The sequence below is a fragment of the Pseudonocardia xinjiangensis genome (assembly GCF_050948425.1).
Lineage (GTDB): Bacteria > Actinomycetota > Actinomycetes > Mycobacteriales > Pseudonocardiaceae > Pseudonocardia > Pseudonocardia xinjiangensis.
In genome coordinates this window covers 1,429,998-1,441,558 of sequence record NZ_CP192009.1, presented here as the reverse complement: position 1 = coordinate 1,441,558, position 11,561 = coordinate 1,429,998, and the positions used below count along the sequence as shown (strand labels likewise).

At 72.8% G+C, this 11,561-nt stretch carries 12 protein-coding genes; 8 read left to right on the top strand and 4 right to left on the bottom strand.

Annotated elements, in window-relative coordinates:
• Window positions 1–170 precede the first annotated feature (170 nt).
• The 5 genes from ACQPZA_RS06935 to ACQPZA_RS06915 all read left to right on the top strand — a co-directional run bounded on the left by ACQPZA_RS06935 (window position 171) and on the right by ACQPZA_RS06915 (window position 6,238).
• The gene (locus ACQPZA_RS06935) at window positions 171–890 is read left to right on the top strand and encodes a TetR/AcrR family transcriptional regulator (protein WP_433279391.1); all 720 of its coding nucleotides are present in this window, start codon (window positions 171–173) and stop codon (window positions 888–890) included.
• Window positions 891–1,147: 257 nt separating this feature from the next.
• Window positions 1,148–1,729, top strand: a complete 582-nt coding sequence (locus tag ACQPZA_RS06930; protein ID WP_433279389.1) for a TetR/AcrR family transcriptional regulator — start codon at window positions 1,148–1,150, stop codon at window positions 1,727–1,729.
• Window positions 1,730–1,835: 106 nt separating this feature from the next.
• On the top strand, window positions 1,836–2,381 hold the full coding sequence (locus tag ACQPZA_RS06925) for a hypothetical protein (RefSeq protein ID WP_433279387.1): 546 nt from the start codon (window positions 1,836–1,838) through the stop codon (window positions 2,379–2,381).
• Between the two features lie 408 nt (window positions 2,382–2,789).
• Window positions 2,790–5,612, top strand: coding sequence for a helix-turn-helix transcriptional regulator (locus tag ACQPZA_RS06920; RefSeq protein WP_433279385.1), 2,823 nt, complete (start codon window positions 2,790–2,792; stop codon window positions 5,610–5,612).
• A gap of 35 nt (window positions 5,613–5,647) precedes the next feature.
• Window positions 5,648–6,238, top strand: coding sequence for a COG4315 family predicted lipoprotein (locus ACQPZA_RS06915; RefSeq protein WP_433279383.1), 591 nt, complete (start codon window positions 5,648–5,650; stop codon window positions 6,236–6,238).
• Window positions 6,239–6,268: 30 nt separating this feature from the next.
• Here the strand turns inward: ACQPZA_RS06915 and ACQPZA_RS06910 are convergent, their stop codons facing one another.
• Both ACQPZA_RS06910 and ACQPZA_RS06905 read right to left on the bottom strand, forming a co-directional pair.
• Window positions 6,269–6,670, bottom strand: coding sequence for a nuclear transport factor 2 family protein (locus ACQPZA_RS06910; RefSeq protein WP_433279381.1), 402 nt, complete (start codon window positions 6,668–6,670; stop codon window positions 6,269–6,271).
• A gap of 111 nt (window positions 6,671–6,781) precedes the next feature.
• Window positions 6,782–8,113 carry an NAD(P)/FAD-dependent oxidoreductase gene (locus ACQPZA_RS06905; protein WP_433282700.1) on the bottom strand — a complete coding sequence of 444 codons (1,332 nt, stop codon included), beginning with the start codon at window positions 8,111–8,113 and terminating at the stop codon, window positions 6,782–6,784.
• 174 nt (window positions 8,114–8,287) lie between these two features.
• Between ACQPZA_RS06905 and ACQPZA_RS06900 the strand changes: the two genes are divergently transcribed.
• Together ACQPZA_RS06900 and ACQPZA_RS06895 are read left to right on the top strand one after the other, a co-directional pair.
• Entirely contained in the window at window positions 8,288–8,593 is a 306-nt protein-coding gene (locus ACQPZA_RS06900; RefSeq protein WP_433279379.1) for a hypothetical protein, read from the top strand.
• A gap of 121 nt (window positions 8,594–8,714) precedes the next feature.
• The gene (locus ACQPZA_RS06895; RefSeq protein ID WP_433279377.1) at window positions 8,715–9,551 is read left to right on the top strand and encodes an SAM-dependent methyltransferase; all 837 of its coding nucleotides are present in this window, start codon (window positions 8,715–8,717) and stop codon (window positions 9,549–9,551) included.
• A gap of 13 nt (window positions 9,552–9,564) precedes the next feature.
• Here ACQPZA_RS06895 and ACQPZA_RS06890 read toward each other — a convergent pair whose 3' ends face one another.
• On the bottom strand, window positions 9,565–10,167 hold the full coding sequence (locus ACQPZA_RS06890) for a TMEM175 family protein (protein WP_433279375.1): 603 nt from the start codon (window positions 10,165–10,167) through the stop codon (window positions 9,565–9,567).
• 89 nt (window positions 10,168–10,256) lie between these two features.
• On the opposite strand from ACQPZA_RS06890, the gene ACQPZA_RS06885 reads away from it, so the two are divergent.
• On the top strand, window positions 10,257–11,069 hold the full coding sequence (locus tag ACQPZA_RS06885; protein ID WP_433279373.1) for an SDR family NAD(P)-dependent oxidoreductase: 813 nt from the start codon (window positions 10,257–10,259) through the stop codon (window positions 11,067–11,069).
• Window positions 11,070–11,118: 49 nt separating this feature from the next.
• Here ACQPZA_RS06885 and ACQPZA_RS06880 read toward each other — a convergent pair whose 3' ends face one another.
• Window positions 11,119–11,502, bottom strand: coding sequence for a MerR family transcriptional regulator (locus tag ACQPZA_RS06880; RefSeq protein WP_433279371.1), 384 nt, complete (start codon window positions 11,500–11,502; stop codon window positions 11,119–11,121).
• Window positions 11,503–11,561 lie beyond the last annotated feature (59 nt).

Sequence of the window (11,561 nt, the reverse complement as noted above, 5' to 3'; positions counted from 1 at the left end):
ACGTTAACCTATTTGATTGTCGCTACCCACTGCAGAAATCGCGAAAAACGGTCGCAAAGGACGTATCGGTCGCGGCGATTCCCCCGGAGAGGTAGGCCGCGTCTCCGAGAAGGAGATACCGTGATTCAGACAGCTGACTTACAGGCCGCAGACCGATGTCCGGAGGCTTCGTGACCGTCGACGGCCGAGCCGAGGACGCGCGGCAGTCCGCCCCCGACCGGGGCGCCGCGACCCGCGACCTCATCCTCGACGCCGCCGAACGCCTCTTCGCCGAGCGCGGCCTGCTGGCCACGTCCAACCGGCAGATCGGCGAAGCGGCGGGCCAGGGCAACAACTCCGTGGTCGGCTACCACTTCGGCGGCCGCTCCGAGCTCGTGCTGGCTGTTCTGCGACGGCACACCGCCGCGGTCGAGCGGCTGCGCGGCGGCCTGCTGGCCGAACTCCGTCCCGGGTCCCCGCTGCGCGACCGGGTCGAGTGCATGGTCCGGCCGCTCCCCGCCCACCTCGCGACGCTCGGCGGGCGGACCTGGCATGCGCGGTTCCTCGCCCAGGCCGGCACCGAGCCGTCGCTGCGCGAGGTGGTGCGGGCCGACGCGGAGGCGTCGCCCACCGTGGGCCAGGCACTCGACGGGATGGTCCGACTGCTCCCCGCCCTGCCCCCGGGAGTGCGCGCCGATCGCGCCGAGATGAGCCGCCAGCTCGTCGTGCACATGTGCGCCGAGCGCGAGCGGTCGTTGCACGACGGGAACGCACCTGCCCGGCAGGCGTGGGAGTCGACCACGGCCGGGCTCATCGACGCGCTGGTCGGGCTCTGGCTGGCTCCGGTCACGCCCACCGCCTGCCCCGACCCCGCCTGGCGAAACACGCCCGGCGGCAGCGGGGTGAAGTGAAACACAAGGAGGGAGGCGGCACCGGCGATCGGGTCCGCGGCCGACGGCGGCCGGGTGACCGGGAAACGGCGGGCTACCAGGGGCCTGTCGGCCGGTCGGCGGTGCTCGCACCGGGCCCGATCGGATGAGTTGCGTCCGCTTGGAACTCAATCGTCCGTACGGATGTTTAAAGTCCGACTGATACCCTTCCTGGCGTGAACGCATCGGGGCCACTCGATGAGGGTGTGAAGGAACGCGCCGATTCCCGGCGTAAGCGGTTGCGATTGCTCGCAGCCACCCGTATCGCGGTCGCCGAGCAGGGTCTCGGCGTGGCCGCCGCAGACATCGCCGAACGCGCGGAAGTCGGGATCGGCACGCTCTACCGGCGCTTCGGCTCGAAAGACGCGCTGATCGAACTGGTCCTGCTCGACTCCATCGGCGTGGTGTCCACCGCGGCCCAGCGTGCGCTCGACCACGAGGACCCGGTCTCGGGCCTGACCACCTTGCTCTCCGTGCTGGCAGAGGGACAGGTGGGCAACCGCGGCCTGCGCGAGTGCACGACGGGCGTCGGCGGGGAGCGGTCGGAGAGCATCCGGGAACACACCCGCACGCTGCGCGGTGCGCTGGAGAAGCTGGTGCAGCGTGCCCAGAGCTCCGGAGCGATCCGGGACGACGTCACCTGGCGCGACGTGGCCGTCCTCGCGGAAGCAGCCGCCACCTCCGGCAACTACCTCGGGATCGCGCCCGAGGCGGAGCAGTGGCGTCGCACCCTGGCCGTGATCATGGACGGGCTGCGGCCACCCGGCTCGGCTCCGCTGCCCGGCCGCCCCCCGGTGGACGCCGTCACGCCTGCCGGCTGAGTGCCCGACGGCCGTCACTTTGGCGTCGCGTTTCCCCGGCATTGCGCAGGCCTTGTGTACGTGGAGACGGACGACGACCGCGGCCAAATCCTCACGTCTTCGGGGGATGTCCGACGTCGTGCGGGCCAGGACGCTGCTCTCGTTCGCGTCGCCCAGCAACGGACGGTTGATCTTCATGTGTTCCCACAGCCTGGACGTGCTCCTCTTCGTCTTCCATGACGCCCGCCGCGCTGCCGCGGTGCTGGAGAGGGCCGCAGGCCTCCCGGAGATGCGCCACGTCGCCGTCGTCGCGCGTTCCGCCGACGGCGAGATCCGCGTGGAGGCCCGGCAGAAGACCGGCGAACGCCAGACCGTGCTGAGGCAGGTGATCGATGCACTCGGCAGCCCCCTGCGCCGGCTCTCACCCTTCGGCACCGACGGCGCCACGGCCGGCCCTCCCCTGACGTTGCCCGACACCGGCCCCGGCCTCGCCGCGTTCGCCCGCCTCATCCAGCCCGGTCACCCCGTGCTGCTCGTCGCGAGCTGCACCGGCCTCACCTCCACGATGGACGAGATCGCCGAGCACCTCGGCGCCGCCGTCTACCGGGTGCCGCTCCACATGGTCGGAGCCGAGCCGCTCACCCGGATCCCCTCGACCCCCTGGACCGCCTGACCCGTCCGCAAACCGGGCGACTCGCCGCCCCCCGGACGTCCTCGCAGACCAACCGTGCTCCTCGCAGAGCCCACAGCGTCTGCGACGAACCCACACGCCCTGCGAAGACCCCGCGCCGGCTGCGCGGGCGGCCGCAGGCGACGCGCCCGGGCCGGGGCGACTCGGGGCGCGAAAGCGGGCGACTCGCGCACGAAAACCGGGCGACTCGCGGGCCCTGAGGGGGGCTCCGGACAGCTCCGCCGCAGGCCAAGGCACAAATCGGACAGAGTCATCTGACGGATGCCCGCGTCGGCCGTCGCCACGCACGATGGGCCGAGTTGGGACGTCTGGCGCGCCGGGGGGCGCCCGTGCGACCGGGTCGGCGGACCACGTGCGCGGCGTCGAGCGATGGTGGGATCGGAGTAGGCGATGGGTACGAATCACGACGAGGTTCCCCTGCGGGGGCGGGCCGCGGAGCTGGGTGACGTCCGCGAAGGCCTGGACGCGCTCCGCACGGGGAACGGCTCCGTCGTGATCGTCCGCGGCGCCGCGGGAGCGGGTCGGTCCCGGCTGCTGGCCGAGTCCCGCCGGATGGCGCGCGAGATGGGGATCCGCACCGTGTCCGGGTCGGCCGACTCGCACAGCCGGGCCGTTCCGCTCGCGCCGCTCATGGAGTCGCTGGTGACCGGACCGGACCCCGTCATGGACGGCGACGAGCTCCCCACCGCCCTGTACCACGGCGCCGACCACCGGTTCCTGCTGCTGCAGACCATCCGGAAGCATCTCGAACGGGTCGCGCTGCAGACCCCGGTGCTCGTGACCTTCGACGACCTGCAGTGGGCCGATCCGGCCACCCTGCTGGCGCTGCGCTGCCTGCCCCGCAGGCTCGCGTACCGCCCGGTGATGTGGATGTTCGCCGTCCGCGACGGTGCGGGTACCGACGCCCTGCACACCACGCTCGACCGGTTGGCGGCTGCGGGCGCGGACACCATCGAGCTGCAGCCGCTGGAGCAGGAGTCGGTCGAGGCCATCGCGCACGACGTCCTCGGTGACCACGTGGACGAGTCGGTGCTGCAGCTGGCCGGACGGGCGGCCAACCGGCCGTTGCTGCTGGTCGAGCTGCTGCGGGGGGTGGCCGAGCACGCGGCCGACGACGCTCCGGACGGCGACGCCGGCTCACGTGCGGGACAGCTCCCCGACCGGTTCCGCGGTCTCGTGGCGCGCAACCTCGAACGACTGCCCGACCGGGTTCGGCGGACCGTGCAGATCGCGGCCGTGCTCGGGCCCCGCTGCACCGTCCGCCAGCTGGAGGCGCTGCTGGACGAACCCGCGTCGGCGCTGCTGGAGCCGCTACGCTCGGCCATCAAGGAGGATCTGATCGTCTCGAACGACGACCACTTCACCTTCCGGCACGAGCTGGTACGCGAGGCGATCGTGGCGAACCTGCCGGCCGACCTGGTCCGTGGACTGCGCCGGCAGGTGGTCGACGCCGACCTGCGGGCCGGGCGGCCGCTGCCCGAGGCCGCCACGCTGCTGGCCGCCGTGGCTCTGCCCGGTGACAGCGACGCGGTGTCGCTGCTGCGGCAGGCCGCGGCGATGGCCGCCGCGTCGGATCCGGCGGCGGCGGCCGACCTCAGCGTGCGGGCCCTGGAGCTCACCACGTCCCGGGCGCCGGAGTGGGCCGAGCTGGTCACCGAGACCGTCCAGCTGCTGCTGTGCGCAGGCCGGCCGGCCCAGGCCGCTGCTCTCGCCCAGCAGTCCCTCGAGGTCCCGCTCCGCCCCGAGGCGGAGGCGCGGGTGCGGCTGGGCGGTGCGCTGGTCGGCCTGCAGTTCGCGTTCGTCGACGCGATCCGGCACTGCAGGATCGCCCTGGACCTACCCGGGGTGCCGCTCTCGCTGCGGGCCGATCTCCTCGCCGTGCTGTCCCTGGCGACCGCGCTCGACGGGGACCCGGAGGGGGCGAGCGAGATCATCGGCTCGGCCATGACCGCGGCCCGGCTGTCCGAGAACGCGAGGGCCGAGGCGCTGACCGTGTGCGTCGGGTCGATCGTCGACCTGTGCCGGGCCGACTGGCGTACCGCGTTGGCCGGGGCCGACGCCGCGGCCGAGCTGACCAGGCGCGTGGAGGTGGCGCAGCGCCTGTGCGAGCCGGAGATCTGGCGAGCGGTGGCGCTGGCCGCGGTGGGTCGCCTCGACGAGGCGTTGGCCGTGGCCGACCAGCAGCAGCGTCAGGCCGGCGTGGGGGCCGGCCTGACGTTGATGCGGTTGTGGAGCGCCACCCGCTCCCGGCTGCTGCTGGAGGCCGGCCGGCCCGCCGAGGCGCGGGAGGCGGCCGAGCAGGCGCTCGCCATGGCCGACGAGCTCGGCCACGGCGACTTCACGGCCCTCACCGCGGTCTTCACGGCCGGCCGGGTGGCGGTCCTCACCGGGGACGAGGCGGCGCTGGCGACGGCGGGTCGCGAGGCGGAGCGGATGCGGGCGAGCAGGTCCGCGTCGGTGCGCAGCACCGGTGCGTGGCTGGGGGCCCTCGTCGCCGACGCCGGAGGCGACCCGGGCCGGGCCATCACGATCCTGACCGAGGGCGCGGCGCGCTTCCACGACGCGGGGCCGTGGTCCCGCAGCCCGCTCGACCTCGTCGACGTGCCGTGGTTCGTGCGGCTCGCCCTCCGGGCCGGGCACCGGGACATCGCCGAACGGGCGGCCGCCGTGGTCGGACGCCGGGCCGAGGCGGACCCGGACGTGCCGCTGTTCGCCGCGGCCCGCGCGCACGCTCGCGGGCTGCTCCTGCAGGACCGCGAGGAGCTGGTCCGGGCGGCGGCGCTGTTCGAGGCCGGGCAACGGCCGCTCGCCCGGGCGGCGGCGTTGGAGGACGCCGGGACACTGACGGCCGGGACCGACCGCGCCGAGGCCGTCGGGTTGCTGGAGACGGCGATGCGGATCGCCGACGAGGCAGGCGCCCAGCGCGACGCCGCGCGGGTCCGGTCCGCGCTGCGCGAGCTCGGCGTGTACCGGCGGCGCAGCACCCGGCCGGGCACCGGTCACGGGTGGCAGGCGCTGACGCCGAGCGAGCTCGAGGTGGTGCGGCTCATCGCCCATGGGGCCACGAACCGGGCAGCCGCCGAGCGGCTCTACGTGTCGCCGCACACGGTGAGCACCCACCTCAAGCACGCGTTCACCAAACTGGGTGTCACGTCCCGCCTCGAGCTGGCCCGCATCGCCCTGACGCGCGTGGAGTCCGGCGCCACCCCGTGACGGGACGGTCCGGCGCCGGCGGTGGAGGAGGAGCGATGATCCGGGGCAGCGCAGCCGACCGCCGGCGGTCTCGTCGATGGCTGACGGGGGCCGGTGTCGCCGGGCTCGCCACGATCGCCCTCGTCACCACCGGCTGCAGCACCGAGGATCCGAACTCGCCCGCGTCGCTCGCACAGGCCCCGCCGCACGCGACGGCCATGCCGTTGGACGCGCCCGACGGCGCACTCGTCGGGCCGCAACCGAGCGCACTGGGCACCATCCTGGTGGACGGGGAGGGCCGGACGCTCTACATGTTCAGCAACGACCCGGGGAACGTGTCCGTCTGCGCGGACAGCTGCGCCCAGGACTGGCCCTTCGTGCCCGCGCCGTCGCCGCTGCCGGCGTTCCTGCCCGGAGTGACCGGCAGCCTCGGCCGGACCATCCGGCCCGACGGCGGGGAGCAGCTGACGGTCGACGGCCATCCCGTCTACACCTTCGCGGGTGATACGGCGCCCGGCCAGACCAACGGGCAGGGCAAGGTCGTCGACGGCGGCCTGTGGTCGGTGGTGTCGCCCGAGGGGAGGCCCGTGCGCTCCCCCGAGGCCGCCGCGGCACCGGCGAACAGCTCGATCGGAATCCCGTCCTGATCGCGGGACCCCGGCACGCAGGCCCGCGGCTCACCCGCCGTCTCGGGCGAAGAAGGCGTTCATCCCGTCCACGTCGTCGAGGTAGGCCTCGACCTGGACGATCAGTCCCTGACGCAGGGTGCAGACCGCCGCGATGTACTCGTCGAGCACGTGCTCGCCGCGACGGGCGGTGGCGCGCAACCCGATGGCCAGGTTCTTCCGGCTCACGAGTACGCGCTCCAGCGTGGACGACACTCCGTACCCGGCGATCAGCTCGGCGCGCGCGATCACGTCGTCGATGCCCGCTGCCGTGCCCGAGATCGCGTTGTCGCCCGGCAGGGTCCACGTGACGTTCGGGCTCATGAGCGCGCGCAGCATCGGCCAGTCCCTCGTGGCCAACGCATGATGGAAGGACACGCCGATCTCGCGCGGGGATGTCTCGGTCGTCGTCATCTCTCTCGCCTCCGGTGCACGGGTGGCCACGCCCTTCTCGATCTATGGTCGAGGCTCGCCGCGTCCGCCACATCACGTGTTGAGGGGATGCGCGAGCTCCGGGCCGGGACGTCAGCCGGACGCGACGCTGCGCTGCACCGGCCCCGGCTCGGCGGTGTCGAGTGGCACGGCGGCCGACCGCACGAGGCCGAGCTGCACGGACTGGCGGCCCACCGCGGCGTCGAGGATCCAGTCGGCGGCGGTGCGGATCCGGTTGCCGGGCATGCTGATCAGGTGGTAGCCGCGGGTGACGGCCTTGGCCGGCCACCCCGAGAGCGGGATGTGCAGCGGGTTGGCGGCGGCCTGGGTGCCCCCGAGGTCGACCACGAAACCGAGGTCGTGGTGCTTGTACCGGCGCATGCGGCCGTAGCCCAGCGACGCGGCGACGTTGCGCCCCGCGAGCGTGCCCTGACGGGTGGCGTGCTGCGCGGTCATCGCCGTCACCTGGCCGGGCCGGGTCAGGTCGGGAACCGCAGCGGCGTCACCGCAGGCGAAGACCTCGGGGTGACCGGGCACCACGAGCGTCGGCTCCACCAGCAACCGGCCCTTCTGCGTCGGCAGGCCGGTGTCCTCCACGAGCGGGTCAGGGCGGACCCCCACGCACCAGATGAGCGACCGCGTCGGAACGAACTCGCCGGTCGTGAGGTGGACGCCCGAGCGGGTCGCCTCCCGGACCGAGACCTCCATCCGTACCTCGACGCCACGCCGGCGCAGCACCCGGTCCGCCGCGCGCGACAGGCGCGGATCCAGTCCGGGGAGCACCGCAGGCGCGAGGTCGAGCAGCAGCCAGCGCACCTGCTGGCCGCGCAGATGCGGGTGGTTCGCCATGATCGCGTCGGTGAACAGCGGGCCCTGGGCCGCCACCTCGGTGCCGGTGTAACCCGCCCCCACGACGACGAACGTGCACCGGGCCGCGCGCTCGTCGGGATCTGTCGTGGAGTCGGCCAGCTCCACCTGTCTGATGACGTGGTCGCGCAGGTAGAGCGCCTCGGCGAGGTCCCGGAAGCCGTGGGCGTGCTCGGCGACCCCCGGGATCGGCAGCAGCTTGTTGACACTCCCCGCGGCGAGGATCAGCCGGTCGTAGTCGAGGCCGTGGGCGATGCCCTCGGGATCGGTGTAGGAGACCCGGCGTTCCTCGAGGGACACCGACGTCACCTCGCCCAGCGCGAGCCGCACCCCGGGTAGCGTCGCCGGGAGGGACACCGTCACCCGCCGCGGATCCAGCACCGCCGCGGCCACCTCGGGCAGCAGTGGCAGGTAGAGGAAGTAGTCCATGGGGTTCACCAGCACGATCTCCGTGCCCGAGCCCGCCGGTAGCGCCCGCGTCAGTGAGCGGGCCGCCTGGTAGCCGGCGAAGCCACCACCGACGATCACGATGCGCGTGGTCCCGTTCCGCGCGGGCACCCCGGCACCGGACACGCCGGCACCGGCCCCGGCGGCACCGGACACGTCGGCCGAGGTACCGGATCGCTCCACGCTCCCGTTTTCGGGCACTTCGGACTCCCTCGATAACACCGGCCTCCGACGACGATCGGCATCGGAAGTGCATGCAGAACGGGTCTACCCGTGGTGGAATCGATGCACACGAGATCACGGGAGCAGGACATGTGGCTGGTCACCGGTATCGACGAGGAGCACCGGTTCCCACGGTGGACCGAGGCAGTCGAGTTCTACCGCCAGGTCGTCGGGGACTGGGTCGCCGACCACGATGACCCGGGCGGGGACGCAGCACAGGAGCTCGCAAGGTCCCTCGACGGCCTGGCCGTCGGCGAGGCGCACGAGGTCGCTTTCCCGAGCGCGGCGGGCGGCGACGGGGCACCGGTCCGGTTCGGGCTGACGTGGGAGGTCGCCCAGGTGGGTATGGATCACTTCACGGCCTGCTGAGCATCGGCTGAGAAGGGTGAACGGCAGGTTGCCTCGTGTGCCCCCGATCACGCTAGTCTCTCCGCCGCAACTATCGGTGACGGGATACGGCCAGAGCTGACCGCCCCGCGAAGGAGGATCCGTGCCGGGTGGGCAGTCGCGCTCCGGGCCGCACGGCCAGGGCGAGCGCAGCGGCGCGCGTCGCGACCTGAACTTCAAACGGCCCTCGATCGCGCGGGTCTACGACTACGTACTCGGTGGGCGGGAGAACTTCGACATCGACCGCCGCGCCGCCCACAGCTTCCTCAACGTGATTCCCGAGGCCGGGCAGCTCGCCAAGGACAACCGCCACTTCGTGCGCCGCGGGGTGCGCTTCCTGGTGGGCGAGGCCGGCATCAAGCAGATCATCGACGTCGGCTCCGGCCTGCCGACCGCGGGGAACGTGCACGAGATCGCGCACGCGATCGACCCCACCGTGCGGGTGGTCTACGTGGACAACGACCCGATGGTGCTGACCCACGCCCGGGCCATGCTCGACGAGAACCAGACCAGCGCGGTGATCACCGCCGACCTGCGGGCCCCAGAGACGATCTTCGACGATCCGGAGACCCGCAAGCTCGTGGACATGGAGCAGCCGTTCGCGGTGCTCATCTCGGCCATCCTGCACCACCTGTCCGACGAGGAGGATCCCTTCGGCGCCGTGGCCGAGGTCAGGGCCCGGCTCTCCCCCGGCAGCCACCTGCTGGTCAGCCACTTCCTCGACGAGGACCCACGGTGCCGGGACCTCGAGCGGGGGTTCATGGACGGCCTCGGCTCCGGGCGCTTCCGCACCTGGGACGAGAACCGCAGCTTCTTCGAGGGGCTCGAGATGGTCGAGCCGGGCCTGGTGTACCTCAACACGTGGCGGCCCGACGAGGACACGCCGAGGGACCACCCGGTCGAGAAGCTCTTCGTGGGCGGGATCGGCCGCAAGGTCTGAGCGCGCGGTCGGATCATCCGGTGCGCTCGATGGCGCCGACGCCCATGCGGTGCAGCAGCGGTTTGACGGCGCGGGTCACGAGCCGGGTGAGCAGGAGCAGCAGCAGCGCGAAGTAGTGCACCCCCGGAACCAGTGCGGCCACCGGCAACGCGACCACCAGGATCGCCGTCGTGGCGACCACGGGGGCCACATCGGTCCCGCCGCGGATGATGAACGCGAGCACGGCCTGGCAGATGCTGCTCGCCAGTATCGCCCCGACGTAGACGGTGACCGTGAGGCGGTCGTCGCCGTACACCCCGATCATCTCCGTGGGGAAGGGCAGGACCACGATCGTGAGCAGCCACGCCATGTTCCAGAACACCAGCGCACGGGAGTCGACCTCCGCCTCGTCGAACAGGCGGCGGTGCACCAGCCAGAAGCGCGCGATGACGACGAAGCTCAGCAGGAAGCTGTAGATCTGCGGCTGGTTGTCCGTGATCATCTCCACCGCGGGCACCCGCGCCTGCGCCGCCTCCCCCACCGCATCGACCAGTGGCAGGACGAGCAGGGTGATCGCGATGGCTACCACGGCGTCGGTGAACATCGTGAGCCGTTCCAGCGGCTTGGGAGCTTCCACGCCCGCGAACGTAGAGCTTCTCAGCGTGCCTTCAGTATCCAGCGCGCTTCTCAGCGTCACTACAGGGTGGACTTCCTAGCGTTCGTCCCATGTCCACCGCACTCGTCACCGGCGCCAGCCGCGGCCTCGGCGCCGTCTTCGCCGACCGTCTCGCACGGGACGGCATGGATCTCGTTCTCGTCGCGCGGGACCGCGCCGGGCTGGAGCGCACCGCGGCCGCCGCACGCCGCCACGGCGTCTCGGCCGACGTCCTGGTCGCCGACCTGTCGACCCCGGCCGGACGGGCCGCGGCGGAGGACCGGGTCGCCGACCCGTACCGCCCCGTCGAGATGCTGGTGAACAACGCCGGCGTCGAGAACAGCGACGTGTTCGTCGAGGCCGACCTGCACGACCTGCAGAGCCAGATCGACACGAACATCACCGCGGTCATGTCTCTGACCCACGCCGCGCTTCCCGGCATGATCGCCCGCGGCAGCGGCTCGGTGATCAACGTGGCGAGCTTCGCCGGCTACCTCCCCGCACCGGGCAGCACGTACGCCTCGACCAAGGCGTGGGTGCTCGCGTTCACCGACACGATGGCGGCGTCACTGCCGGGCACAGGCGTCGGCATGATCGCTCTCTGCCCGGGGCGGATGCGCACCGGCAAGCACGACGCGCCCGCCGCCCCGTCTCCGCTGTGGCTGGACCCTGCGGCCGTGGTGGACCAGTGCCTGCGTGACCTCGGCCGGGGCCGCACCCTCTGCACCCCGGGCTGGCTCTACCGCAGCGTGGTGGGCGCGCTGGAGGCCCCGCGCCGTTCGATGCGCGCCGCGGCGCGCCTGGTCGGCCGCGGTCGCGCGCAGCACGGCGCGGACGCCCCACCGTCGACCACCCGGCCCGCCCCCGTGCGCACCGCCGCCTGAACGACAGGGCAGCCCGAACGACAGGGACCGGACGTGCCGGCGGCGACCGTCACGAGGTGCCGTTCGACCGGCGGCCGTCCTCCGCGTACTCCTCGGCGCCCTGCCCCCGGCCGTTGCGCTGCTCCGTCAGGCGCGCGACCTGCCGCTCGAGCTCGGCGATCCGGTCCCGCGCGGTGTCGAGACCGTCCTGCAGCTCCACGATCCGGGCGGCCGCGTCCAGCGTCAGCCCTTCGTCGAACAGGGTCCGCATCCGCGCGGCGAGCACCAGCTGGCGGCGCGAGTAGCGCCGGTGGCCGCCACCCGACCGCTGCGGTTTCAGCACCCCCGCGGCGTCGAGGCTGCGCAGGAAGGCCGGCTGCACCTCGAGCAGCTCCGCAGCCTGGCCCATCGCCACCGCCGGATAGTCCTCGTCGTCGAGCCGACCCACACCCATGGACACCTCCCCCGAGATTTCCAGTCATTGATACAGATCCTATCGAGCTGACGACAGAG